22 protein-coding genes, 1 tRNA gene and 1 pseudogene are annotated in these 26,252 nt (G+C 60.6%); 15 read left to right on the top strand and 9 right to left on the bottom strand.

Features of this window, described 5'->3' with window-relative positions; all coding sequences use genetic code 11:
* Positions 1–236 precede the first annotated feature (236 nt).
* Together AAFP29_RS10180 and AAFP29_RS10175 are read right to left on the bottom strand one after the other, a co-directional pair.
* Positions 237–1,403 (bottom strand): annotated as a pseudogene (locus AAFP29_RS10180) (MFS transporter); the annotation flags it as partial.
* 77 nt (positions 1,404–1,480) lie between these two features.
* Positions 1,481–3,199 (bottom strand): phytoene desaturase family protein, encoded by a 1,719-nt coding sequence (locus AAFP29_RS10175; protein WP_419217212.1) that lies wholly within the window; start codon positions 3,197–3,199, stop codon positions 1,481–1,483.
* A gap of 150 nt (positions 3,200–3,349) precedes the next feature.
* Between AAFP29_RS10175 and AAFP29_RS10170 the strand changes: the two genes are divergently transcribed.
* On the top strand, positions 3,350–3,910 hold the full coding sequence (locus AAFP29_RS10170) for a TetR/AcrR family transcriptional regulator (protein ID WP_419217211.1): 561 nt from the start codon (positions 3,350–3,352) through the stop codon (positions 3,908–3,910).
* A 110-nt stretch (positions 3,911–4,020) separates the two neighbouring features.
* On the opposite strand, the gene AAFP29_RS10165 is transcribed toward AAFP29_RS10170, so the two are convergent.
* The gene (locus tag AAFP29_RS10165; RefSeq protein ID WP_419217210.1) at positions 4,021–4,428 is read right to left on the bottom strand and encodes a hypothetical protein; all 408 of its coding nucleotides are present in this window, start codon (positions 4,426–4,428) and stop codon (positions 4,021–4,023) included.
* Positions 4,429–5,373: 945 nt separating this feature from the next.
* Here AAFP29_RS10165 and AAFP29_RS10160 point away from each other — a divergent pair.
* From AAFP29_RS10160 to AAFP29_RS10140, 5 genes are all read left to right on the top strand, one after another.
* The gene (locus tag AAFP29_RS10160) at positions 5,374–6,012 is read left to right on the top strand and encodes an MspA family porin (RefSeq protein ID WP_419217209.1); all 639 of its coding nucleotides are present in this window, start codon (positions 5,374–5,376) and stop codon (positions 6,010–6,012) included.
* 94 nt (positions 6,013–6,106) lie between these two features.
* Entirely contained in the window at positions 6,107–6,451 is a 345-nt protein-coding gene (locus tag AAFP29_RS10155; protein WP_419217208.1) for a hypothetical protein, read from the top strand.
* A gap of 63 nt (positions 6,452–6,514) precedes the next feature.
* Positions 6,515–7,042 carry a hypothetical protein gene (locus AAFP29_RS10150; protein WP_419217207.1) on the top strand — a complete coding sequence of 176 codons (528 nt, stop codon included), beginning with the start codon at positions 6,515–6,517 and terminating at the stop codon, positions 7,040–7,042.
* 134 nt (positions 7,043–7,176) lie between these two features.
* A complete protein-coding gene (locus tag AAFP29_RS10145; protein WP_419217206.1) occupies positions 7,177–8,154 on the top strand; it encodes a NucA/NucB deoxyribonuclease domain-containing protein in 978 nt (325 codons plus the stop codon).
* Between the two features lie 16 nt (positions 8,155–8,170).
* The gene (locus tag AAFP29_RS10140) at positions 8,171–8,779 is read left to right on the top strand and encodes a DUF6461 domain-containing protein (RefSeq protein ID WP_419217205.1); all 609 of its coding nucleotides are present in this window, start codon (positions 8,171–8,173) and stop codon (positions 8,777–8,779) included.
* A gap of 338 nt (positions 8,780–9,117) precedes the next feature.
* On the opposite strand, the gene AAFP29_RS10135 is transcribed toward AAFP29_RS10140, so the two are convergent.
* The 4 genes from AAFP29_RS10135 to AAFP29_RS10120 all read right to left on the bottom strand — a co-directional run bounded on the left by AAFP29_RS10135 (position 9,118) and on the right by AAFP29_RS10120 (position 13,865).
* Positions 9,118–10,872, bottom strand: coding sequence for a hypothetical protein (locus tag AAFP29_RS10135; protein WP_419217204.1), 1,755 nt, complete (start codon positions 10,870–10,872; stop codon positions 9,118–9,120).
* Positions 10,873–11,270: 398 nt separating this feature from the next.
* Entirely contained in the window at positions 11,271–12,170 is a 900-nt protein-coding gene (locus tag AAFP29_RS10130; RefSeq protein ID WP_419217203.1) for a hypothetical protein, read from the bottom strand.
* A gap of 359 nt (positions 12,171–12,529) precedes the next feature.
* Positions 12,530–12,736, bottom strand: a complete 207-nt coding sequence (locus tag AAFP29_RS10125; protein ID WP_419217202.1) for a hypothetical protein — start codon at positions 12,734–12,736, stop codon at positions 12,530–12,532.
* Positions 12,737–13,547: 811 nt separating this feature from the next.
* On the bottom strand, positions 13,548–13,865 hold the full coding sequence (locus AAFP29_RS10120; protein ID WP_419217201.1) for a hypothetical protein: 318 nt from the start codon (positions 13,863–13,865) through the stop codon (positions 13,548–13,550).
* 930 nt (positions 13,866–14,795) lie between these two features.
* Here AAFP29_RS10120 and AAFP29_RS10115 point away from each other — a divergent pair.
* Positions 14,796–15,119 carry a helix-turn-helix domain-containing protein gene (locus AAFP29_RS10115; protein ID WP_419217200.1) on the top strand — a complete coding sequence of 108 codons (324 nt, stop codon included), beginning with the start codon at positions 14,796–14,798 and terminating at the stop codon, positions 15,117–15,119.
* Between the two features lie 137 nt (positions 15,120–15,256).
* Here the strand turns inward: AAFP29_RS10115 and AAFP29_RS10110 are convergent.
* Positions 15,257–15,339, bottom strand: a tRNA-Leu gene (locus AAFP29_RS10110).
* A 196-nt stretch (positions 15,340–15,535) separates the two neighbouring features.
* On the opposite strand from AAFP29_RS10110, the gene AAFP29_RS10105 reads away from it, so the two are divergent.
* The 7 genes from AAFP29_RS10105 to pknB all read left to right on the top strand — a co-directional run bounded on the left by AAFP29_RS10105 (position 15,536) and on the right by pknB (position 25,109).
* Positions 15,536–16,723: an FhaA domain-containing protein gene (locus tag AAFP29_RS10105; RefSeq protein ID WP_419217199.1), complete on the top strand. Its 1,188-nt coding sequence runs from the start codon at positions 15,536–15,538 to the stop codon at positions 16,721–16,723.
* A gap of 207 nt (positions 16,724–16,930) precedes the next feature.
* The gene (locus AAFP29_RS10100; protein ID WP_419217198.1) at positions 16,931–17,386 is read left to right on the top strand and encodes an FHA domain-containing protein FhaB/FipA; all 456 of its coding nucleotides are present in this window, start codon (positions 16,931–16,933) and stop codon (positions 17,384–17,386) included.
* Positions 17,383–18,819, top strand: a complete 1,437-nt coding sequence (locus tag AAFP29_RS10095) for a PP2C family protein-serine/threonine phosphatase (protein WP_419217197.1) — start codon at positions 17,383–17,385, stop codon at positions 18,817–18,819. Before AAFP29_RS10100 ends, AAFP29_RS10095 begins: the two co-directional genes overlap by 4 nt.
* Positions 18,816–20,276 carry an FtsW/RodA/SpoVE family cell cycle protein gene (locus tag AAFP29_RS10090; RefSeq protein WP_419217196.1) on the top strand — a complete coding sequence of 487 codons (1,461 nt, stop codon included), beginning with the start codon at positions 18,816–18,818 and terminating at the stop codon, positions 20,274–20,276. Before AAFP29_RS10095 ends, AAFP29_RS10090 begins: the two co-directional genes overlap by 4 nt.
* Positions 20,273–21,781: a penicillin-binding transpeptidase domain-containing protein gene (locus AAFP29_RS10085; RefSeq protein ID WP_419217195.1), complete on the top strand. Its 1,509-nt coding sequence runs from the start codon at positions 20,273–20,275 to the stop codon at positions 21,779–21,781. Before AAFP29_RS10090 ends, AAFP29_RS10085 begins: the two co-directional genes overlap by 4 nt.
* Complete coding sequence (locus AAFP29_RS10080) at positions 21,778–23,181, top strand: protein kinase domain-containing protein (protein ID WP_419217194.1); 1,404 nt, start codon at positions 21,778–21,780, stop codon at positions 23,179–23,181. The genes AAFP29_RS10085 and AAFP29_RS10080 overlap by 4 nt, the downstream gene beginning before the upstream one ends.
* 2 nt (positions 23,182–23,183) lie before the next feature.
* A complete protein-coding gene (gene pknB, locus AAFP29_RS10075; protein ID WP_419217193.1) occupies positions 23,184–25,109 on the top strand; it encodes a Stk1 family PASTA domain-containing Ser/Thr kinase in 1,926 nt (641 codons plus the stop codon).
* A 3-nt stretch (positions 25,110–25,112) separates the two neighbouring features.
* Here the strand turns inward: pknB and AAFP29_RS10070 are convergent, their stop codons facing one another.
* Positions 25,113–25,769 (bottom strand): aminodeoxychorismate/anthranilate synthase component II, encoded by a 657-nt coding sequence (locus AAFP29_RS10070; RefSeq protein ID WP_419217192.1) that lies wholly within the window; start codon positions 25,767–25,769, stop codon positions 25,113–25,115.
* A gap of 131 nt (positions 25,770–25,900) precedes the next feature.
* On the opposite strand from AAFP29_RS10070, the gene crgA reads away from it, so the two are divergent.
* Complete coding sequence (gene crgA / locus AAFP29_RS10065) at positions 25,901–26,194, top strand: cell division protein CrgA (RefSeq protein WP_419217191.1); 294 nt, start codon at positions 25,901–25,903, stop codon at positions 26,192–26,194.
* Positions 26,195–26,252 lie beyond the last annotated feature (58 nt).

Below are 26,252 nucleotides of genomic sequence, written 5' to 3'. Positions count from 1 at the left end.
CAAGCCTAAGAAGGACCCCGACAAACTCAACCTCACGCCGTTGGCGCAGCAGATCGCGACACTAATGGGCGTCCACCCGAAGAACTGACCGCAGGAGTCGACAACAGCGCCGCGAGTCCCGCGACAAGTCCGACTATCGCTAACGCCCACCACGCCTCGTGGAACCTATCGAACGCTTGTTGCGGGCCGAGCGGGGTTCCGACAATCGCGACTACGAGACTGACACCTATCGTCAATCCCAACTGCCGCGCCATTGTTACCAATGCACTGCCGGTCGCGGATTGATCATCAGGCAGTTCCGCTGTAGCCGAAGATAATATCGACGGCAACGCCAGTCCCACTCCGATACCGCCGACAATCCAGCCGGGCAACATCGTGGTCATATACGACGGGTGAAGCGATACCGACTCGGCAACGACGATCGCTCCAACACCGGTCAACACGCAGCCGATTGAGGTAATTACGCCAATGGAGTAGCGCGCCGAGAGTTTATGCGCCACCGCCGCGAATATGGGAACCATAAGCGGTCCGGGAGCGACGCCAAAGCCGGTTTGAATCGCCGAATATCCCCACACCTGTTGCATCCAAAGGATGCTGCTGAATAGCAGACCACCGAACGGAATTGAAAAGAGTATCGCCGCGACATTCGACCAACGACACGACCGCACCCGGAGTAGCGCCGGCGGTATTACCGGAGCCGGGTGCCGGAACATCGATACGACGAAGACGCCAAGTGTCACCACGCACAACGCCCACGAAAGCAACACACCACGCGAGGTCCATCCCCAGTCGGGCCCCTGCACCAGGCCCAGAGTCAACGATCCGATGGCGATCACCAGCATGACGGCCCCGAAGAAGTCAGGTAGCGCGGACTGTTTTAGCTGCTCGATTTTCGGGACGAAAAGTATCGCCCCGACGAACACGCCAATTCCGATCGGCAGGTTGATGAGGAATATCCAGCGCCAGTCGATGGTCACCAAGAGTCCGCCGACTACTGGACCGAGTGCCGCAGCCAACGCTCCGACGGCAGCCCACAAACGAACCGCCCGGACCCGATGCGCAGGGTCGACGCTGGCCAACGTCAAACCGAGACTGGCGGGCGTGAGCAACGCCGCCCCAATCGCCTGAATCACGCGAAAGATGACAAGCCACACCACGCCGGGACTTAGCGCACACGCGGCACTGGCGGCGGTGAACAGCGCTATCCCGATCAGAAATCCCGATCGCTGACCAAATCGATCAGTGAGGCGCCCAGCCGGAATCAATAGAGCGGCATAGACGATGGTGTAAGCATTCAGAATCCAGGACAGACCACCGACAGTCGAATCAGGAAAGTCCTTTCCGATTGACTCGAACGCCACATTTACGATGAACGCATCGAGACTCGCCATAAAGGCAGCCATCGATAGGACGGTGAGACTGGCAACCGTGCGGGACCGGGCAGGAGCGGCAGAAGTCAATTGAGTCACTGGGCCATCAGTCATTTCACGGTAAATGAACGGGTCGCGGCAAGCGGATCGAAGTCATCCGGCCAGGCGCTGAACCGAGTGGGATCGGCCAAGACGGTTCCGCCTCGGATTTCGGAGGCCAAGTCCCGTCCGGTAGCGGCAGACGCGGCGTGCACTCCGCTAATCATCGAGCCGACAGTTCCCGGCCCCCAAGCCGTACTGGTTCCGGTGAGGAGAAGTCCCGAGACCGGCGTGTGTGAGCGCGGGCGCAGCAGTCCGCTCTGGGTGAACCGAAGTTCGAGGCCGAATGGTGCGCCTCCGGTGTTACCGACGAACCTTGTCTGAGTGGCCGGGGTGCCCAATTCAGCGATGGTGACCTTGGCTGACGAGCCGGGGAAGGCCTGCTCCATCCGTTCGAGCATGCCGTCGACGACGATCTTCTTGATCTCGCTATAGCGTGCGTCGCCGCGGTACTCACCACTGTCGATGTCGTACCCGTGAACGCCCCACAGACGCGGGTCGGCAGGGGTGATCGTCTGCACTTCGACAGTCGACGATCCGACCGGCGCCGCGCGACCATTAGATGGATCGCGCCGGGACGACGACTGCACGTACATCGGCTGGCGCGCGGCGAGTGCTCGCGCCCACTCCGCACCGTCGTCGAATCCACGCCCGCCGATAAGCTGGCCGGCCATCTTCGACAGCGACCACAGGGACCCCGCATCGTCCCAATTGGGAATGGAGAAGAAGTTGCTGTTGGGGTACGCGCCGGTGTCGTAGTCGAGGCCGAAGAATCCGGTGACAACCGGCTTGGACATCTTCCAGCGTCGCACCCGATTTCGGTGCCAGGCGGGCAGTCGATCCAGTCCGACCAGATCGGTGAATGTCTTGATGACATCGACATCGGAGACCACAACCGGAGCGTGGACGCGCTGGCCATCCGCCAACTCGACACCAACCACCGCATTTCCCTCAATCACGATGCGCGATACATCCGAGTGGGTGCGAATCTGCCCACCATGAGTAGTGATGACTTCGGCAAACCCAGCGGCCAGCATCTGACCGCCGCCGCGCGGGTAGTACGCCCCGGCGCCTACATAGTCTTGAAGGAATCCGGCCATCATCGCGGTCGGAACCGTCGCTGGTGTGGTGGCGAGCGCGCCGCATTGGACCGAAAGCGCCAGCACGGCTCTTCCGGAGAATCCGCACATCGCCAGAAACGCCCCGTAGGGCATCGCCGCGAATGGCGCCGCAGTCCCAGCCTTGATCAGCCATTGCCCGTGTCCGCGCGCGGAACCGGCGGTGTCAAAGCGATCGACACTTTCCCCGAGTTTTCGCATCACGCTATGGAAGCGGCGAACGGCGCGTGGCTCGTCGGGAAAGGACTTGTGGAGGTTCGTCAGGTACGCATCCCAACCCACCGGGGTCGCCAATTCGAAACCCGGGCCGATGATTCGATCGAAACCCGATTCATCTAACGGCAGCCACTCGATGCGGTCATCGAGTCCGAGTCCTCGCATCACGGTGGTGACGGCGCCATCGTCGCCGCATTCGCCGACGTAGTGAACGCCGCAGTCGAATTCCCAGCGCCCGCGGCGCTGAAATACATGCGACGAACCGCCAAGTGCCGAGTACTTCTCCAGCAGAATTACACGCTTGCCGACGGCGGCCAGATAGGCGGCGGCAGATAGACCGCCGAGGCCAGCCCCCACGACGATCGCGTCCGCGCCCGACATGCCATTGCTTGCCATATCTTCACTCCTCGTTCGCCGTTGCGAGTCCGGCAGTCGGCCGGATCCGGTAGGTATACCGATCGGTTAACCGCGTGGGGACCGACCCTAGTACACCGAGCGGTATACTTGCATTCACTGACGTAGTACGCGAACGAAGGTGGTGGCGGCATGGCGGCTCGAGACAAACTCGTATCCACGACAATTGATCTCATGCGACGCCAGGGCGTTGCGGGGACCGGGGTGGCGGCGATCGTCGAGAACAGTGCGATATCCCGGAGGTCGGTTTACGTGAACTTTCCCGAAGGAAAGTCAGCTCTCGTCGCCGAAGCGACGCGGGTGGCGGGGGCCGCGTTGGGCGCCGAAGTCGCCCGTTTCAATGAGTTTCCAACGCCCGCCGCAGCCATCGAGAGTTTCGTCGTCGCGTGGAAGCGACTGATCGCGGGCGCCGATTTCAAAGCCGGCTGCCCCATCGTCGCGGCCGCGCTCGGCCGGTCAGAAGCACCTCTGGCGGCGGATATCGCGGGCGACGTTTTTACCGATTGGCATCAGACATTGGCGGCCGGATTGCAACGTCACCGGATCAGACCGGAGCAAGCGGAATCGCTTGCGATCATCATCATCGCCGCGATCGAAGGTGCCGTAATCACCTCACTGGCGACGCGCTCGTTAGAACCGCTCGACGCGGTCAACGTCCATCTCCCCGAATTGATCACCTTGCATAGTTCGTGAGTGGCGTTGGGCCGCAATAGGTCCCGCTAAGCAGTACAGGGTATTTCGCGCGGCCTGATGCGACGCTGTGGAACGCCCTCGCCGCCCGAGTTGCGAGAGCGTTCCAGGGCCTAGCAGCGACCAACTGCCTTTTGGTTTGTGACGTATGACGAATGAACATAGAGCCACTGAGCGTGTGGCCACTTGTGCAGGCTTTCGTAGACGTAGACCTTGAACCATCGGTTCGAGGCGTAGTTTCCGTTGGCCCAGCCGCCGTCGGCGTAGCAACGCACGTAGGCGACTTGTCGGCCCAGTGATGCACCGCCCGAGTCAGTCACGTTTAAGACCCATCCCACGAAGGAGTTGGCCGTAGTCGGCGCGTTGCGTGCAGCGGCACCCGCTTGGACTGACACCACTGGATATGCCGCGTGCGCGGTTCCCGTCCCTATGCCGACCGCGGCGGGCACAGCGACGGCGGCTGCCATTGCCCCTGCAACCAGGGCGGCTTTCGTGCGTACTTTCAGTTCAGTCCATTTCATGGTCGATCCTCCTGCTCACCGTAGATAGCCCCGTCCTGGCTGGACGGTGGGTAGAGCCACGCGTCTCGATGCGCGCCAGGACCGCTATATGTAGCCTGCCGTCTCATTGTCGAGCTGGGCAGCAGCCCTGATAGATAGGTTGTGCCACAACATGTTTCGGAGTCAATGATTTCGTCTGCTTTTCTTGCACGGCTTGGTTGACGGTATAGATTTGGCGAGATCGGCCGTGAGGTCGAATGGCCTTCGGTATATGTAGCACCGGTGGGTTGCAAAGGTGCTAATGCTGTGACGTGTGTGATCGGCTCCGCTCCGATCGAATCCTGTTTGAGGCCCGGGTATCTGAAGACCCGGTCGGGCTGATGCGACAGTTCGGACTTTCCGTAGCGAGCGCAATGTCATATATCTCTGCCGCACACCCAGAGAAGGCGGCGGTACCACCCAGATAGCCGCCTGGCAGGGGGCGATCGCAAGTGGAGGGTTGCGCTTCCCGACGAAGTGTTCTGCTGTGCATGGGCAATTAAATTTGCCGAACAGTCAGATGGGAGCATAAGGGGCTTCGAGTGTTTCGGCCCACACTGGCAACGGATAGGCAGGATTAGGTCGACTATCCGGGCCTATTCTGCCAGGTCGCGCGAACTTGTCTTTCCGGTCCGGAAAACTCGGTTAGCGCCTTGACCAGCCGATTCTAGATGTTTATGTCACGGTCCAGTTGCGCGGACCGATTTGGCGTGCTGTAGTTCGCCTACGTCATCGTGGACACCCGGTGAGAGTCACTTTGCGGGTGTTCACGACTTAAAGGGTCAGGGGAATTCAGTGCATACGTCAGAGCAAACTCATGTCGATGTCGACGGTATCGATCGGGCAGTAAACCCTCCGATGCGGTGGTACCGACATACTCACTACCGTGTCGGATTCGTAGGGATTGCTGCGATCGTCTGTGTGTTGGTGAGCCTGTTGGGTGGTCTAGTAGTCGGGACTGGCACGGCGTCGGCGCGGGCGCACCCGACGCGTGATGGGCACACCATCTACTTGAACTCCTACACGGTGAACGCCAAGCCGATCGGCTCGGTCGATGCCCTCTCGCGTGAAGCGCTCTTGTCGGCAGATGTCCACGCCGCCGTGCGCGGTATCACCGATGGCGAATCAGTCCGAGCGACTCTGGAGGTCGGCTACCAGATCGGCTACCCCGTCTCGTTTGCCCCGACCGGGGTGAAGGTCACAGCGCACACACCCGAGCTCAAACTCAACGCCGGAGTGAACGCGAAGATCGCACCGACAATGACGATCTCCTCTTCTGGTGGTGGCGCCTCGATCGGTGAGGTCGGGGGAAAAGCAGAGATGGAAGCCACGGTCATTCCTGCTGCGGATCTGGAGTTTGAAGTTGGGGCAGGCAAGGTGCAGATCGTCACCCTAGCGTCGATCGCGATGACCAAACCCGCTGCTGACATCGTCCTGTCGGGTATTCAACTCTCGATGTCCAACGCGATCGGCGGGGTGCAGGTCCGCCCCTTCGCCAAAATCTCAGTCACCACCGATACCGGCGTCTACGTCTACACCGAATACGGCGCCCAAAAAAGCATCTAGTCGGTGCCAGTGACCGCATCCACCAACACATCTGAAGACCTCGCCAAGTCGGGTCGCACCCCCAACAGCACTCACTCACCTTTAGGGAGAACACATGACTATCAGCATCACCAAATCTCGCAACCGCCGCGGCGGCCGCCACCGCGTCACCACCACACGCCGCGCCGGCGTGTGGACCGCCGGCCTCGCCACCGCAGCACTCATCGGCACAGGCTTCGGCTTGACCGCGGTAGATGCCCCGTCTGCTCAAGCAAGTCGCCCAGGTGCCACCCCCGCACCCTCCCGCATCGATCTGACCAGCAAAGACTGCCACACCTATCAACGCCTGTGGGTGCAAACATGGGTTGTTACCCACCCAGGCCAGAACCCCACCAAAGCGCCGCCCGCCCCAACGATCCCCGGCTGCCTGGCCCAGCCCGGAATGGACGCATGGTCATGACTCGCCATCAATTCGCCTCCGCGATACACTCATTCACAATCATGAAGGGACGGTCGGGGTTCCATGGGTAACCACAGCATCGCAGTCGCCAAGCTTGGGCCACGGCTCTTACTGCTCGTCGCGATCACCGTAGCAATATGCGCTCTCGGTATCGCCGCGATCACCACCGGCACCTCGGCAGCAGAAACACCCGCCGAACGCTGCCAACGCGAAACCAATACCTACAACACCACCTGGAAGCAAGCTTGGGTTGCTACCCATCCCGGCAAGTCGATCGACGACGCCCCTGCCCCCAACCCGCCCTACAAATGCGGCGAGAACAACACCACACCACCACCGTCGATCACCACCACTAGCGACACGCCCACCCCCAGTAGCGCTTCACCCAGCAGCAGTGGAAATGCATCAACCACCCCACGCGTCGGCCCCAGCCTCAACCCACCCGCCAGCACTAGCAACCCCGCAGCAGGCGTAACACCCGGCCAACCGACCATAAATAGCGACACGGCAGCTAGATCTTCTCAGCGCGGTTCGGCAACACACGGGAATGGCGATAAGTACACGCAGGATCTTGTTGTCGGAAGACGCTAGCTTAGTAGATTTGCGCATTCGCTTCTGCGCCCTCATGCATTTCATCTAAATTCACTTAGTTAACAACTAGGCAACCTTGGCGCACTGCCGATATCAATGCAGCCGAGGTCTCCTTACACCCTAAAGAGGTCACCATGTACTTCTTCAAGAAGACCGATAAGTCGAGATTGCAAATAAGCATTCTGGCAATACTCACCCTAGTTTCGGGCGCGTGCCTGACTATTATTACAAATGCGGAAGCTGATGCATCCCCGGACGACTGCACCAATAGCAGGATCACCGCCTGCTTCTCTGGCTATGCTACCTCCACTGTTAAAAAGAACCAAGTTCCGGTAGATGCTTGGACAGTCAAATTCACCGGTGAAGCGGAGGGTGGCCAAGGAGCATCTACTTTTAACGTTGATATGCACTTCACGCTATCTCACGATATTCCGGGCACGATAGGAGGATCATTTAAGATTGATGTTCTGACAGCACGCTATAACGGCTCTGGATCGAACTTCGACCTCCGGGAGGAGTGGGGTGGAACTCTACAAAAATCTGCCGAGTCTAACGCGAAACCTGGGTTTAATATTCACATTCCTTACTCCTCTGCGAACACTCAGGTCACCAAAATAATAGTGAGAACAACGTCCATTACTACAGTAACTGCCCCATTGGTTCGACAAGTAGAAATGGATGCAGTTTTACGGTGTGACGATCTCTGGACGACACCGGGGTGTGTAAACGTAGCGTTCACCCCAACGCTCAATTTTTCGCCTAGTAAATACCCGTACGTTAGCAAAAACATAAGGAACGGATTTAGTAAAGGTTATCCATCGACCTTGAATCGAGTCGATGGTGGCCTCAAGGATGATAACCGCAAGGTAGCATGTAGTGATGCGCGTAAGGCTGCCCTGGGGCCGAAGCCTGACTTCTCGCATACACCTTGGAAGGATACCAGCGCGAGCTGCGATGAGTATCCCTTCGCGTCCTCGCGACAAGGAGGCAGTGCTACGGTCATCGCGTGGGTGCCCTCGGGAGAGAACTCAAGCCAAGGGGGCACCTTAGGCGGATTCTATGCGCGAGAGCGCGTCATGGACGGCGACTTATATCGCGTCACTGTGCAGTAGATTTGGAGGATTCAGTATGAGTGCAGCAGATCAGTATTCGTGGTTACGCTCCGACTTTGGAAAGTTAATTGCTCGCGGCTTTTGCTTTACTGTAGTAACGGTGAATCCAACGGTGCTTATCGACAAATTACAGCCTCTATCTGAACCGGCGGCAGCGAACGGCATTCATGACCTCTTCCTTCTTACCGAGGAGATCTACCGCAATGACCCACCACAGGGTGATGTTGGCCTCGTTGTCGGTGTCGGCTCCCACAGTGGTTCAACACTGATGTTCGAAGTTCTCGGTGGCCAATTGGCTCGATATCACAAGCTGGCGAAAGAACTATCTGCCGATGAAGGTTCGTGGGTTGCAGCAACATCAACCAGCGAATCTTCGTACACCGTTTTCCTATCAACAAATGGTGACAATCCAACATCGTTCGACACAGTCTCGCGAGATGCCGAAGGACCACGATTAGCCGAAGTAACGGCCGCCTTGGCGGCGGCCGAGGGTTCCACCGACCTGGGGGCCGCGATAAGATCGCCTTTCGAATCTGTCTTCTCTGCTGCCGGTCAGCTATCTGGCATACCAATAACTCCAGAGCTGATGTCTTCTAGTGAGCTTTCTGTTTTCCGCGCCAGTTGATGTAAGGAAAGCACAAGTTGTCCCATATCGTAAACGTCAATGCTGGAAAGCGGCAGCAACCGATGATCCGTGGAAGGACCATCCCGACAGCGCAGCGGGCTGCGCCAGCGCACGTTCGCCGCGCGCTAGCCGCATTTGCGGCATCTTCTGTGGTGTCGGTCTAGGTCATACGAGAACGACAGACTGTCCTCCGTCTATCATGATCGCTTGTCCGGTGATGAGTCTTTGCGTAGTCACTTGGGCAGATCATCGACTACGAGGCTGTCACACTCGACAGATAGTCACGAAACACCGTGTGTTGACCACCTATCTGTGTCGAGGGCACCCAACACGCCGAATTATTCCGTGCGCACCACTCCTCGGAGTTGCTCGTCAAGACGATTGGCAGCTCCGAATATGTGTTTTGGCACAGGGCGAGGCACGTTGTTCAGTTCTAGGAACTCACCCAGTGACAGCGGTACCGGGAATTTGCGCCACTGGTACAGGAAGTTCACTACATCGCCGGGGAGGTAATCTCCGAGACCCTCGAGTAGCTGGGCATCTCGCAACTGCAAGACAGCCGGCCGCGCGACTCGGCCCTGGTAGGGGGCGAATGCTGGCTCAGCTCGCTTCGCGTTGTCCATCTCGCTGAGTGCCGAACTTGGTGTGCCCGAGTTCGGCACGACGACGATGGGGATAAAGATCGCATCCGGTTGGGGTTGTCCCGACCAGCCTCGACTACGGATAAGCTCCATTACTGATGCGAGTTGCTTAAACTTTCGGTCAGTCAAGACTCTGTTGGCGTCTTCGTTGTAGGCTTGCCCATCTGCGAGTCCCTGCGCGAGTGACTCTTTCACTGGGTGGTGAGTCGCTTCAATCAGCACGTTGACAGGTCCAGCACGTAGCACCCAATCGCACACCGACGGCGTCTGCCCGCGGCCCTGCGTCCACTCCGCCTGGAGCTCGCTCTCGTTTACGACCGCGCTCACGCGTTGGCTGCTCGCCGCGATCCTTGCGGCGATCCGTCCGACAGTATCCTCGAACTGGTGCTTAATCCCTTCGTTAAATCGCTTTGTGTTGTGCGTGTCACCGCGGCTGGCGAACGCGGCGATGACGTCGAACTGGGGTGGGTCTCCGAAGAACCTCTCGATCGCCCACTGTGCCCGCAGGATCAGCAACGTTCCATCCTCTAGATCCAGGAGGGGATACCGGGTGAACCCATATCGTTGCAGCCCAACGTCTCCCCGAGCGCGATCATTGGCAAGTTGCGCGCGGAAACCCGCCAGATCCAACCCCATGTTGGCGGTGACAAAGTCTCGCACCGCGGGGTTGTCGGAGAGTTCGTCCAGAGCGACGATGGTGCGGCCAGCGGCCACCGCCGCTGCTAGTGTATCCCCGGCTCGGAGGTAGTCATCGAAGTCGATTCCGGTCGCCATCTTGAACGTGTCGACGGGCCTGGCGCCTAAGGTGTCGGAGGCCCGGCCGGACCAGTGCGAGTACCACAGGTCCCAGATGTCAGCCTTAAGGACCTCGATCTTGTTGGGTGCGTTGAATAGTATGCCCGCGTTCTGGGCGGTGAGAAACTCGCGCATGAGCGCGTAGAGCTCGTCCGGTGCCATCGCTTGGAACTTCGCATCTAGTGCTGCGAAGTCAACAGCGTCAGGCGTGTCGCTGCTGAACTCTGTGGTTTGTTGTTGCTCAGTATTGATTGACAGGAGTAGGTGCACCAGTTCTTCGGCCGTCATTGGTCTACCCGAAGACGGCAGATCGGCCTCCATTATCTCGCGCATCAATTGAACGGTCGCCCGAGGCGCTGCGAAGATATTGCCTTTGTTCACCTCCGCCCGGACCGCCGACATCCACTCGACTGAGGCCTGTAACAGCAGGTCTAGATGCAACCCCGCGAGGTTCCAGTGCGTCGTGGACGCTATATCCCACTGCATATGGATATCGGCCAGTCGGGACAATGCGTCCAGTATGTCGATCTCGCTCAGTAACCGACGACGCTGTTGCGCGCTTAGTGCGCTCGCGCCGACCATTCCCGCGTTGATTGCCATCGGCTGCTGCTGCATCGATTCGACATACTGGGCGGCTTCGGCGGGCAACCCTGTCATATCAGGCGTCGGGAACCTTTCACTTGCACTTGGCACGCGCGGGGCCAGACCCATTTCTCTACCACGGCGGGCTCTGCGCGCTCGTCTGTTCGCCATGATCCGGCGTCAGGCCTTGTGTGTGAGCGCGTAGAGATCCACGGAGACTTCCACGCCGTCTTTCCCGACGACAGCGCGTGGATGTTGGGCGGTCAGCGCAGCGCATGACGCTGCGGGTGGACGGTTGATGTGTGGTGATCGCCGACGCATCATTTCTAGAATTATGCTCTGCTCCACTGACAAAGTTTCGGCGATTTGCGCGTCATGGGGCGGTTGGTCAGCCCTGCTCGGTGGCGTCTGGCAAGTGACCGTGCGTCAGAGCGTCGCGATGACCACCGCGACCCCGAGCGCCATCGAGAACTCTAACCGTCGTCTGAGTCTGTTGGGCTGGTCGTCTGGTGTAGGTAAACAATGAACGCACCGACGACGTGCACGATGAACCACGCATCATTGAGCTCAATGCCATGTACGGCGCGGTGCGCCTCGCCGTTGTTGCGCTTCGCGGCGACCCACTGCGCGACCTTCACTAAGCTTTCTGCGAACGGCGAATTCGTCCCACCGAGCACACCACTGTTCCGTGCGCCATCGATCTGCTTGCCCAACGTGCCACCAGCGATACCGACGGCCTCGAATGCCTCTTGCAGTGCGGTACCTGCGTCGGTCACCGCATTACCGCCTTCACCGCGCCGCAACTCGGTCAGTGCATCTTCGTATGCCTTCTCCACACCCGCGAAGCGCGTATCGCCGCGCATAAGGGTGGGCGCTGGCATGACCACATTGGAGTGAACGACCGGCGACTCGATCGGGATAAACCGGCGCGATTCGTCGAGTTCTAAGTTCACGTTGTGATCTTGGAACACCTTGTTCACTTTCCTCGTGAACACTGCTCCCATCTCCGAGCCGGTGATAGTGCTACCTTGACCGGCCCTCACCTCCCGGCTCAGGATCTCCGCTGTCGCTTCGATTATCGACAGTTTGGTCTCCGCGTCGTAGTCCCCGCTGATTGCCGAGGCCATTGTGCCGCCGTACACGACGATTCCGGTGTGCATCTTCAGAACGCCTCGCACCAACTCGGACAGCGGCGATGTCCCCGGGAATGCGTGTCGATCGTAATGCTGCCCCACCGTTTCCCAGAGCGTTGCGAGCTTCACTCCCAGCCGCTCATCCTCTTCGAGGATGTCCTCTGCGGAGATCGGCGTCGATAGCCTCGCCGCCTCATCGCGACGTTTGCGTTCGGCGTAGTAGGGCGTGCCTGCGTTCATGGCGATGAGTGTAGAGGCGAGTGACGACAGGCACGGGAACCTCACCGACGGAAGACGGGAATGCCAACCTGGCCAACGCACAAGGATCCCGCTGTCCAGGGCAGACGTTTCTTGAGTCTCAACTAACTGTCACTAGTCTCATCTACGTTGTCATCCGACAGCAGCACGCCGCCGCAGAGCAGTGGTCGACGGGCGCGGGTCGGCTCGGTGGTAACCTCGGGACGTCGAGAACGCCACGCCCGCCGCACGCAGGGTGCGGCAGATGAACTCGACCCCGAAACGGTCACGGAATGTGTCGATGAACGTGGTCATTTCGTCGTGGTCCGGTCGAGCTTCGATGCGAAAAAAGCGCTTGCAGACTACTTCAGCAGCGCGTTGGTACGGCGCAGCTCGGCGACTTCTTCCTTCAAGCGCCCGATCTCCGCGTGTTCGGTGCCGGTCGCGCCTTGGCGTTCGTCGGCATCGATCTGAGCCTTACGGCGCCAGCAGCGCAGGGTCTCATCGGCGATCTGCTGCTTGACGGCAACCCCGGCGGATCGCCTCGAACTCCGAAAGCTCAGCGTCATTCTCCAACGATGTCCTGTCCTAGACCCACGTGAAGAACTCCGTCACGTAGGTCCCCAGATCCCTTACTGATCCGTCCCTGTGACGAAAGTTGAGTTGCCCGTGAACCCATCACACCATTGACGTCATCAGCGCACTCACAACCTGAGTTCCACCGTCACCTGCTCGCTATTTCTACGAACCCAAGCGGTTTCGCGAAAAGCGGACAGCCAATATGAACAAGGTCTAACGGCTAAAGGGTCGCATCCCTGACCCTGTGAAGTGCTAGTCGACCATCGCCAGAACCAGGACCCGTCCGCCAAAATCCACTATCCTGACGTCCTTCGCGCATATAGTCCACCCTCGTTAGGCGGCGCGTCAAACCCTGCCTTCAGGTGAAATGCAAACATTAGGAGACGCCATGCCCGCATCGCTTCCACAAAACATGATTGCGCATGCACGCATGGGGTTCCGAGCCCGCAGGCGGCGGGAGCGGGGGTGACTGATGATGAGGATCAGCCCGGACTAAATGCCATCCCTATTTAACACCTGAGTCACTATACGGACCGGTCCCTAGTAAGTGCCCTCGCCTTGCGGGCAACAATTCCTTGCTCTGGGGACGCTGAGGATTCGGTGAGAGTTGTCCTAGGACAGGACTCAGGGTCGGCACCGCTCAGCTCGATTCAGTGGATTGCTGTAGTTACCTCCGAGTGTTCCGGCCAGCGGAGATTTGTGTACCCGACAGTCGGCGGAAAGCGCGCTGTTCGCGGCTAATCCGCCTACCACTCGTGCGGTAGGCGCTATGAGATCCGTTCCGATCATCAGTACGGACGATCAGTCCGTATCCGCTGACTCAGCCGTGCTGTGCAGTTCCTTGTCACGCTGGATTTCAGCCAATTCGCGCATTCGGTCAATGACCGCTCGGGTTTCGGTGAATACCTCGGGGTGCATTTCAACCCACGAGACATCCATCCGGATTTCGTACCGGCCGGCGGCGCCGTAGTCGATGAGGATGATGTCTTTCGGGTTCGGGACACCGCTCACGCCAGAAGGGTTCGCTACAGGGTCGGGCACGGCCTGTGTTGCAGGAGGCTCTTCTGCCTCGGGAAGATCGGGCACTATGAGGATGCCGACGGCTTCGGCGGAACTCATCAGTACGCGGCGAACGTTAGCTGCTCGCTCAGAAAGTCTCTGTTTCTTTCCACAGCCTTGTCGGTCATCCACAGTATACAGCGAATATCGCCCGTGACACAAGGGCGCTAACACTGATCGCCACGAACAACTCCTCAAACAACGAGGAACGATTAGTGACTATTAGTGACGATTTTGTCGTATCGAGCCGTTAGTCTCAGGTTTCTTTTGTATCCACAGGTAAATACCTGTGGGGCATTGCGCCGCTTGGTCATGGCTAATGATGTACACCACGACCCTGACATTGTTCCCGATCGATACTTGGCCACCGATACGTCAGCACCATCAGCTCACGTACTCGCCCGGCAGTGCGTGGGTCGACTGCCGCTATTTCGAATGTAAATTCGTCCATGTCCAACGAGCGCACTGAATGCCGATATGGGCCGCCGTCTGCTTGTCTAGATTTGTAGCAACATTTCCTCGCGCAGCATCAAAGATACCTATTGCATGGGCCCTCACCGCCGCAGTCCACAAGCTCTCATCGACGAATCGATGGTGTTCCTTGTATGTCCAGTATCGAACTTCCGTGAAAAGATGCCCCCGCTCTAACGGGGGGAAGTCAGATATCACCGGCCGGTACCCCATCTCTCGCAATCGCTGCAGATCAGGATCATGACCAACACTATCGGCAGCCTTATCATGATGAGGGCATTTCGATTCCCACAGACGCCATTGACACCGTTGGCCGTCAGATCTTAACCGATTACACCACTCACGCACCTTAAACTCCCTCAGCGTCGTATTTGCACCAGAATGGCTTCTGGTCCCGGCGTACTGCCTATCGAACTGCCAGCCAGTGTCAGGTGAGGGTGGGGTGCTCGACCATGAAGTTGCCGCGAGTCAGAAAGCAGACCACCACAATGTTAGTATCGCGTGCGATACAAGTAGACGGTGGGTCGGTGCACCGAACACGTTCTGCGTGAGAATGGAGCTGTGCCCGTCCCCGAATCGTCGCTGTCAACAGCGCAGAGGCAGGTACGGAGAGTGCGTCGAGACGCAGTCGGAGAAGCAATTAGAAGCGCACGAGTTTGCGCTCACCTGACCCAAGCGAGGCTCGCAGAACTCAGTGGCGTCAGCCGTCCTGCAATCGCGCGCATAGAGACTGGCGAGGCATCAATTCAAATCGACCGCCTATGGGAGTTAGCCGCAGCGCTCAATACAACCCCTAGCGCCATACTCACAGCAGCTGAGCAAATACTTCAAGGCCCACAGTGAACAGTGGGGCACTCGCCGGCCGACGTCCCGAGACCGAGTGATAACAAGATATCGAGCTACCTTGCCTATCCCCGCAGGTCAGACTAAAATTCAAGATGCCCGATATGGGCAATACAAGGAGCATGAACCGCTCACTGTGGGCGAAGGGGGACTTGAACCCCCACGTCCCGAAGGACACTGGCACCTGAAGCCAGCGCGTCTGCCATTCCGCCACTCGCCCGTGGCCACCGCAGTCGGTGGGTTGTCCGTAAGGACTCGAAGACGTTAGCACGACGCGCCGGCAAAACATAAATCGCAGACGGCGTCTCCGACCCCGCGCACAACGACCGTGTCATCGACCTTCGGTATCATCGAACAACGATCCACGGTCTTAGTGACACGCCGAAAACTTTTGGACACTGAAGGGAGGTCTCGCGATGGGGATCCTGCAACGTTTTGAACGCAAGCTGGAGGGTGCCGTCGACGGCGGCTTCGCTCGAGTGTTCGGCGGTAAAGTCGCACCTCAGGAGATCGAACAGGCTCTTTGCCGCGCCGCCGAAGAGTCTTTGGAAGACCTGGGCGACGGCGCCGTCCTGGCCGCGAACAGTTATAGCGTGCGATTAAGTCCGTCGGACTTGCGGCAAGTGAGCGAAGAATATGAACTGAACCGCAAGACCTTCTCCAAACATCTGGAAAACTTCATAAGCGACAATGGTTGGCAGACATACGGCCCCGTCGTCGTAGAGTTCGAGGAGTTGTCGGACCTCCACACCGGGATGTTCCGCACCAGCGGAGCCGTCAACCCAGACGCCACACCACGTCCGGTGACGCCGGCGCACCCACAACCGCACAACCCACAAGGCGAAAACGCACAGCTAGGAGCCCCACACATGTCCCAGAATCCCCCATACGACCGTCGTCCCGGCGGGGATGCCGGCTACCAACAGGGTGGATACGACCAAGGTGGCTACCAACAGGGCGGTTACGACCAGCAAGGTTACGACCAGCAGGGATATGAACAACGCGGCTACGAACAGCCCGGCTACCAGCAGGGTGGCTACGACCCGCAGGCGTATCAGCAGGGTGGCCAACAGGGCTACGAGCCCGGCTACGACCAGCAGCCCGGCTACCAGCAGGGCTACGACCAGCAGGGTTACGGCCAGCAGCGCGGCTACGACGCCCAGAGTTACCCTCAGCAGGGCCAACAGGGACAGAGCTACCCGCAGGGCGCTTACGACCAGCAGGGCTATGACCAAGGTTACGACCAGGGCTATGGCCAGCAGGGCACCTACCAGGGCGGTTACCCCCAGCAGAACTACCCGCCGCAGGGCTACGCGCCGACGTCGATCACCCTGCTCCTGGAAGATGGCAGCAACCGCACCTTCTCGCTGCATGAGGGATCAAATGTGATCGGTCGCGGCCAGGACGCGCAGTTCCGCCTCCCCGACACCGGCGTCTCCCGTCGTCACGTCGAGATCCGCTGGGACGGCAACACCGCGATGCTCACCGACCTCAACTCCACCAACGGCACGACCGTCAACGATGTGCAGGTCAGCAGCTGGGAACTCGCCGACGGTGACCGCATCCGCGTCGGGCATTCCGACATCTCAGTCCGCTTCGGATAGCCACCGAGGCCATGTGACGTCATCGAATCGACTGACTCAATCGAGTTCGATACCGAACTGTCACATGGCGCTCAAGTGGGATCCGAATTTTTCCCAATAGGATTCAGACGAGACCGCGGGGCCGCGGCCTCCATTTTTCCTGTGATCGTCGCCCACCGGGTTCGACGCCGAGTACGCCGACAAACGGTGAGGAGGTGAACACCAGTCATGCAAGGCATTGTGCTGCAGTTGACCAGAATCGGATTTCTGGTGCTGCTTTGGCTGTTCGTGTTCGCAGTGATCCGAGCCGCGCGCTCCGACATCGGGCTGGGCAGCCGACTATCGGGCCTTTCCAGCTCGGTGCGTCGGGATCGCAAGAGCACCGGGAAGGGATCGGCGCGCTATCTCGTCGTCACCCACGGAGCATTGGCCAATACCCGCATCACTCTCGGCGAGCAGCCAGTTCTACTCGGCCGCGCCGACGACTCGACGCTGGTCCTCACCGACGACTATGCCTCCGAACGGCACGCGCGGTTGTCCCGCCGAGGTGACGACTGGTACGTCGAGGACCTCGGCTCAACCAATGGCACCTACCTCGACCGCGCCAAGGTGACCACCGCCGTCCGCGTACCGATCAACACTCCGGTCCGCATCGGCAAGACCGTGATCGAGTTGCGCCCGTGACCCTCGTTCTGCGCTATATCGCGCGCAGTGATCGCGGTCTGGTGCGATCCAACAACGAAGACTCGGTCTACGCCGGCGCTCGGCTGCTCGCCATCGCCGACGGCATGGGTGGCCATGCGGCTGGTGAGGTCGCCAGTCAGCTCGTCATCGGTGCGCTACGCGGCCTCGACGACGACGAGCCCGGCGGCAACCTCCTCGACAAATTGTCACGCGCCACCGCCGAGGGCAACGCCGCGATCGCCGCGCAGGTCGAGCACTCCCCCGAACTCGATGGCATGGGCACCACGCTGACTGCGATCCTGTTCGCCGGGCCACGGATCGGCCTGTGTCACGTCGGCGACTCCCGCGCCTACCTATACCGCGACGGTCAGCTCACCCAGATCACCCGCGACGACACCTTTGTCCAGACCCTCGTCGACGAAGGTCGCATCACCGCCGAACAGGCTCACACGCATCCCCAGCGCTCACTGATCATGCGCGCGCTGACCGGTACCGAGGTCGAGCCGACGCTGACCATGCGCGAGGCCCGCGCGGGCGACCGCTACATCCTCTGCAGCGACGGACTATCCGACGTCGTCAGCGAGGAAACCCTCGCCGAGACAATCGGCTCCATCAACGATCATCACGCCTGCGCCGACCGGCTCATCGAATTGGCTCTCCGCGGCGGCGGTCCTGACAACGTCACCGTGATCGTCGCGGATGTGGTCGCCGATGAACTCGGCGAATCCCGGCCCATCGTCGGCGGCGCGGCTGGCGGCGACGATCAGGACGGCTACGTACCGAACCCGTCGACGGCTGCCGGACGCGCGGCCGCCCTGCGACCGCCGGCCGCCAACCCGCAGCGCCCGACGATCACCGAGCCCGAGGTCGAGAAACCGCAGCGATCCCCGTGGCGCATCTGGCTGATTATCGGCACGGTTGTCGCGATCATCGCGATCATCATCGCCGCGTTGCTGGTTACCAAGTCCAAGATCAATAGCAACTACTACGTCGGCGAGCGCGACGGCAACGTCGCGATCTTCCAGGGTACTCCGGACAAGATCTTGTTCATCTCTCTCGGATCGCCCTACCAGCGCGTATGCGCAGAGAATCTTGCCGACGAAACTCCGAACCTCACCTTCGTCGACGATAATTCCGAAGGCCCGTGTACCGCTCTGCCGGTGAAATCTCTCGATGAGGTGAGCCGGGGTGCGATCAACTCGGACGCCATCAAGAACTTCTCACTGCCCGACGCCCAGCAGAAGGTCCGCGATCTGACCCTGCTGCCGCTATGCGTCGAACCCGCCCCGGAGCCCACCCCGACGCCGACGCCGCGTCCGGGCCCCGGTCAGACGCCACCGCCGAGCAGCGCTCCGACGACGACGCAAAGCCAACCCCCAACCGAGACCCCGTTCGACGGCGAAGGCCGTAATTGCCGAAAGCCGTCGTCATGACTCAAGCTCCTTCGGCCCCGACGTCCGGTCCGACGGCAGCGCCCCGCATTGAGCCCAAACGCACGGAGCGTCGCACCGAACTGATGCTCCTGGGCTTCGCCATCGGGCTGGTCACCGTCGCGCTCCTCATCGTTGAAGCCGCCCAGGAACAGACCATCACCTGGGAGCTAGCGAAGTTCGTGGCCGCGTATGTCGCGCTATTTGCCTTGGCGCACTTCGTGATTCGACGCTATGCGCCACATGCCGACCCGCTTCTGCTGCCACTGGCCGCAGTGCTCAACGGACTGGGACTGGTGATTATTCACCGCCTCGACCTCGGCACCGGCCGCACCGGCGAGTCGATGAATGTCGACGGCGACGTCAGCAGTAACGCCGATCAACAGCTGCTGTGGGCCGTGCTGGGGATCATCGCCTTCTCCGCGGTACTCATCCTGATCCGCGACCATCGCACGTTGTCGCGGTATAGCTACACACTCGGCCTGGTTGGCGTGGTCTTCCTCGCCATCCCGGCGATTCTTCCCGCGTCGATGTCGGAGATCAACGGATCCAAGAACTGGATCCGCACCCCGCTGTTCAATATTCAGCCGGGCGAGTTTTCCAAGATCCTGATCATCATCTTCACCGCCGCGTTGCTGGTGAATAAGCGTGATCTGTTCACCACCGCGGGCAAGCACGTGTTTGGGCTCGATCTGCCCCGCGCGCGTGATCTCGGTCCGCTACTGCTCGCATGGTTCGTGACGCTCGCCATCTTCGCCGTGCAGAACGATCTTGGCGGACCGCTGCTCATCTTCAGCACCATCCTCGTGCTGCTGTATGTCGCGACCGGCCGAATCGGTTGGGTCGTCATAGGTTTGACGCTGTTCGTCGCCGGAGCCCTGCTCGCCTATCAACTCTTCCCGCATCTGCAAGTCCGCGTCCAAGTGTGGCAAGACCCATTCGCCGACTACGCCAACAAGGGTTACCAAGTGGCGCAGAGTCTCTTCGGCCTGGCTACCGGCGGTCTGTTCGGCACCGGACTCGGCTCTGGCCGGCCCAACCTCGTCCCATTCGCGAACACCGACTTCATCATCGCGTCCATCGGTGAGGAACTGGGGCTGTTCGGGTTGGCCACGGTGCTATGTCTGTACCTGATCTTCGTGGTGCGCGGTCTGCGCGTTGGCCTCACCGTCCGCGACAGTTTCGGCAAACTCCTGGCCACCGGATTGGCATTCACCATCGCCATTCAGGTCTTCGTAGTGGTCGGCGGCGTTACCAAACTCATTCCGTTGACCGGACTCACCACCCCATTCATGTCCTACGGCGGTTCGTCCCTGCTGGCGAACTACATCTTGCTGGCCCTGCTGATCAGAGTTTCCAACGCGGCGCGCGAGCCCGATCCGGTCAAACGCAAGCCGGCGCCGGCGGTGGACAATATGCCAACTGCGGTGGTCCCGACAACATCGGCGAGGCGCCGATGAATAAGCAGATTCAGCGCATCGCGATGGTCGTCGTCGGGATGGTGGTCGTTCTTCTGGTGAATTCCACCTACGTGCAGGTGTTCAAGGCCAATACCCTCAAATCAGACAGCCGCAACACGCGCGTGCTGCTCGATGAGTACTCACGTCAGCGTGGTCTGATCACCGCCGGTAGCACCGTCATCGCGAACTCCGTGCCGACCAACGACCGATTCAAATTCCTGCGTGTCTACCCCAACCGCGGCGCCGAAGCGTTCGCGCCGGTCAGCGGATACTTCTCGTATCAGTTCGCCAGCGAGCGCATCGAGAAGTACGAGGATCCCATCCTCAACGGCAGCGACGACAGACTGTTCGGTCAGCGATTCCTCGACATGTTCTCCGGCCGCGATCCGCGCGGCGGCAATGTCGTGACGACTATCAACCCCAAGCTGCAGCAAGTCGCCTACAACGCGCTGCGCAACGGTTGCGACGGCGGCTGCCGCGGGTCAGTCGTGGCCATCGAGCCGACGACCGGCCGCATCCTGACGCTGGCGTCAGCACCCAGCTACGATCCCAACCTGCTCGCCAGCCACGACCAGAACGTCCGAGAGGACGCCTGGACCCGCTGGAACAACCCGAACAGCGTCCGTCAGCCGATGCTGAACCGGGCCATCGACCAGCGCTACCCACCGGGTTCGACGTTCAAGGTGCTCACAACCGCTGCCGCGCTGCGCGATGGTGTCAACACGAATATCCGACTGACCGCGTCGCCGTCGATGAAGCTGCCCGACTCACCTGAACCACTGACCAACTACGCAGGCGAGACGTGTCCCGAATCGTCGGGCGGAACCGTCTCGCTGACCCAGGCGTTCCAATACTCATGCAATACCGCGTTCGGCGATTTGACCGTCAACAAGATGAAGGGCGCCACGCCTGCGCTGATCGACATGGCCACTCGATTCGGCATGAATCAAAGCCAGCCGGGTATCCCGATCCCGGTTCGCGCGACGTCGGAAACCGGTGATATCCCTGGTCCGGCAACTTTGGCCCAGGCGGCCATCGGACAGGCCAGCGTGGTGATGAGTCCGCTGCAGAATGCGATTATCGCGGCAACGGTCGCCAATGGCGGCGTTCGGATGCAGCCGTTTCTCGTCGATAAATTGCAAGCCCCCGACCTTCGGACGTTGCACACCACCGCGCCGACGACCATCAACGAGCCGATCACCTCGACCGAGGCGGCAACCCTGACTCAGCTGATGATCGCCTCCGAACAGCACACGGCCGGTTCGGGCGGCCCGATTTCGATTGCGTCGAAAACCGGTACCGCCGAACATTGCGAAGCGGCATCGTGCGCGGGAGAAACACCCTATTCCTGGTACATCGCATTCGGACCATCATCTAATGCGAAAATCGCGGTAGCCGTGATCGTGGAGAACGGACAACTCGGCAGCGCGTCGACGGGCGGTGCCATCGCCGCGCCGATCGGCCGCGCCGTAATCAACGCACTGGTTGGAGGAGGTAACGGATGACGCTTCAGAGTGGCACGATAATCGCCGACCGCTACCGACTGATGCGACTTATCGCGACCGGCGGAATGGGTCAGGTCTGGGAAGGTCTGGACACCCGACTCAATCGTCGGGTCGCGGTGAAGGTTCTCAAGGCTGAATACTCCAATGACCCGGAGTTCACCGCCCGATTCCGCACCGAGGCGCAGACCACCGCGAGTCTCAATAATCCGGGTATCGCCGGCGTCTTCGACTACGGCGAGACGCCCGACCGCGGCGGCGGCGACGCGTTGGCCTATTTGGTGATGGAACTCGTCGACGGTGAACCGCTGAACTCGGTGATCACCCGCATGGGCCAGCTGTCGTTGAATAACACCCTGGACATGCTCGAACAGACCGGCCGCGCCTTACAGGCCGCGCATGCGCAGGGCTTTGTGCACCGCGATGTTAAGCCGGGCAATATCCTCATCACGCCGACCGGCCAGGTCAAGATCACCGACTTCGGCATCGCCAAGGCGGTCGACGCCGCTCCGGTCACCCAGACCGGCATGGTGATGGGCACCGCGCAATACATCTCCCCCGAGCAGGCATCGGGCGATGAGGCGACCGCGGCGTCTGACGTGTACTCGCTCGGCGTCGTCGGATACGAGGCGTTGACCGGCCGTCGACCGTTCCTCGGCGACGGCGCGATCACGGTCGCGATGAAACATATCCGCGAGACCCCGCCGCCGCTCCCGGCGAATCTGCCGTCGGGTGTGCGCGAACTCATCGAGATCACCCTCGCCAAAGACCCCAAGCAGCGCTATGCCAACGGTGGCGAGTTCGCCAACGCCGTTGCCGCTGTTCGCGCCGGCCGACGTCCGCCGCGTCCAATCACGGCCGGTGGCGTCGCCGGGGCTGCCGCCGCGGGTGCGGTGGCCGGCGCCGGGCTCGCCGCCGCGTCGTCGACTCGAGCGATGACCGGTGCACAGTCGCCGACGACTCGTCCCCCGGTAACCCGTCCCCCGACGACGAATCGTCCCGTGTCCCGACCGACTCCTGAGCCCGACAATGGCTGGACCGGCGGCCAGAAGGCCCTCGCGGCGGTAGCTGTGCTGTTACTGCTGGCTGCGATAGCCCTCATCAGCTACTGGCTCCAGAATCAGAACGACACGACTGGCCCGGCGCCGTCGTCGACGACGACGATCGGCACCACACTCGTGCCGACCTCTGAGGAAACGACGGAAGAGACCACCACAACCCGGTCAACACCGCGCACCACAACAACGACCACCGAAGACGAGACGACCGAAGAGACCACGACGACTCGGTCGACTCCGCGCACCACAACGCCGACGACCAATCCCGAGGACTTACCGCGCGACCCCGGTGCGACACCGGTGAAGCCGATCTTCCCGACCATCCCATTCCCCGGCGGTGGCTGACGATGTCTACGCCAAACCATCTGTCTGGGCGGTATGAACTCGGCGAAACCTTGGGTTTCGGCGGGATGTCCGAGGTGCATTTCGCTCGTGACCTGCGGCTGCATCGCGACGTCGCGATCAAAGTACTGCGCGCCGATCTCGCCCGTGATCCGTCGTTCTACCTGAGGTTCCGGCGCGAGGCGCAGAACGCGGCGAAGCTGAATCACCCGACGATCGTGCAGGTCTTCGACACTGGTGAGGCCGAGACCGAGGAAGGTCCGCTGCCGTTCATCGTGATGGAATACGTCGACGGCGACACCTTGCGGGACATCTTGCGCACCGAAGGGCCACTCGTCCCCCGGCAGGCACTCACCTGGATGGCCGACGTCGCGGCTGCGATGGACTTCTCCCACCGCAATGGCATCGTGCATCGCGATATGAAGCCCGCCAACGTGATGATCGACAAATCCGGCGCCGTGAAGGTGATGGATTTCGGCATCGCGCGCGCGATGAACGACACCACCTCCACGATGACCCAGACCTCGGCCGTGATGGGCACCGCGCAATATCTATCGCCCGAGCAGGCGCGCGGCATCAAAGTCGATCCACGCAGCGACATCTATTCGATGGGTTGCGTGCTATTCGAATTGCTCACCGGCAGACCACCTTTCACCGGTGACTCGCCAGTCGCCGTCGCACATCAGCACGTACACGAGGATCCGCCGCTGCCGTCGTCGCTGCGCGGTGACCTCTCGCCGGAGATTGATTCGGTCATCCTCAAGGCGATGAGCAAGAATCCGGCCAATCGCTATCAGTCGGCCGCAGACTTCCGTTCGGACTGCATCAAGGTCCTCACCGGCGGTAAGCCGTCGGCCCCGATGATCATGTCCGACGCCGAGCGAACCGGCCTTATCGACACCGGGCCACGGGCACTCTCGCGCACCGATCCGAACACACCACGGGTTCGTCGACGGAATGTCGACGAGGTCGACGATGGCGATCCGCCGTCGTCACCGCGGTGGTATCGACGCCGTTCGGTGATGGCGATCGTCGCGGTGCTGATTCTGTTGCTCGGCACGCTCGTCGTCGTGCAGCCGTGGTCGTCGGACCCGATACCGCAGGTCGCAGTCCCCGCTGTCGCCGGTATGACATCAACGCACGCCCGCGATGTGTTGGGAAACGCAGGCTTCTCGATAAAACAGCTCGAGGAGACGAGTCTGGACGTTCCGGTCGGCAGCGCGACGCGCACCGCACCGGGTGGCAATGTGCAAGCCGGCAAAGGCTCCGAGGTCACGCTGTACATCTCGACCGGGCCACCGCGTCTGGCGATCCCCGACCTGCGCGGCAAAACGCTGCAGGAGGCCAAGGACGCGCTCACAAAGCTGAACTTCACCAACGTCAAAGACGACAAGGTGGACTCGACCGCCGATATGAAGGGCAAAGTCGTCAGCACGACGCCGCCGGTCGGCACCTCGACGCCGGTTAACGCGGCGGTGGTCATCCTGATCGGCAGCGGTCCCAAGCAGGTGACCATCCCCGATCTCACCGGTCAGACCGAGAACCAGGCGGAAAACATTCTGCAGCAGGCCGGGCTGAAGATGAGCTCGGTGCCGGGTGATTCGGATCTTCCCGCCGGTCAGGTTGTTCGGACATCGCCGGCCAGCGGAACCACCGTCGACAGCGGCTCGACGGTGACCGTTGTGATCTCTCGCGGCAATATGTTCATCATGCCCGACCTGCGCGGACGCACTCCGGGCCAAGCGCGCGCGGCACTTGCGAGTGCCGGTTGGGACGATTCGACGTTGAACCAGATCCCTCGCGGTGTTGGCATCGGCAGCCCCGACAACGGGAAGGTCGTCAGTCAGAGTCCCGCTGCGGGCAGCCGGGTCCGAAAGAATGGCGCGATCACTATCGGCGTCGGGCAGATCAGCCTATTGCCTGGCGGCTAGGGACTAGATAACCGCGGCCATCTCCGCTTCGAGTGTCGCGACCAAGGCCTCGTCAACGTCGACGCCGCAAACTTTCAGCCAGTTCGCCAGCATCCGATGGCCGCCCTGAGTCAGCACACTCTCCGGGTGGAACTGCACGCCGTGGATCGGAAGATCGCGATGCATCATCGCCATCACGATGCCATTCTCGGTTCGGCCGGTGACGACGAGTTCCTCGGGGATCGTCTCGGGTAGCACAGTCAGCGAGTGGTAACGAGTCGCGGTAAACGGATCGGGTAACCCGGTGAGCACCCCTTGATCGGTGTGGCTGACCAGAGAAGTCTTGCCGTGCAACAGTTCTGGTGCGCGATCGACGGTTCCACCGAAGCTGGCACCGATCGCCTGGTGCCCAAGGCAGACACCGAGCAGCGGCGTGCCGGTGGATCGCACGGCATCAACGATTGGCATCGACGCCCCAGCTCGCTCGGGGGTACCGGGTCCCGGACTCAGCAGTACGCCGTCGAAGCCCGCGATCACTTCGGCGAGTTGGGTCGCATCGTCGGGCAATTGATCGTCATCGTTGCGCCAGACCTCGGCCACAACGCCCAACTGGCCAAGATACTGAACCAGGTTGTATACAAAGCTGTCGTAGTTGTCGATGACGAGGATCTTCGCGGTCACTCGGGTAACGATACTGCCAAACCTCGACGTGACGACCAGCCACCGTCGACGTTTGACTACGATGGACAAAGACCTACCTGCGCCCACGGCGTACCAACCGCCAACTGGCGATCGATAGCACCGAGGAAGTTATGCCGAAGTCAAAAGTCCGGAAGAAGACCGATTACACCATCAACCCCGCCAGCCGTGTGCCGGTGAAGGTCAACGTTGGCCCGTCCGGCGTGTGGTATCTGTCCATCATGTTCGGGCTGATGCTGCTCGGGTTGGCCTGGTTGGTCGTGTACTACCTCGCCGCGTCGGCGGGAACGGGTATCGCGGCTGAGGGCGGGTGGCTCAACTGGATGTACGAACTGGGCCCGTGGAACTTCTTGATCGGCTTCGCCGCGATGGTTGTCGGCCTGTTGATGACCATGCGGTGGCGTTGACCAGCGAAAACACCGCTCAATTCCCTGTGGATAAGTTATCCCCACTGTGGAAATTACA

Origin of the sequence: Gordonia sp. CPCC 205333 (assembly GCF_048537885.1) — a bacterium.
Classification (GTDB): Bacteria; Actinomycetota; Actinomycetes; order Mycobacteriales; family Mycobacteriaceae; genus Gordonia.
Note: the sequence above shows the minus strand (reverse complement) of the source record. Positions and strands in the feature narration are given on the sequence as shown.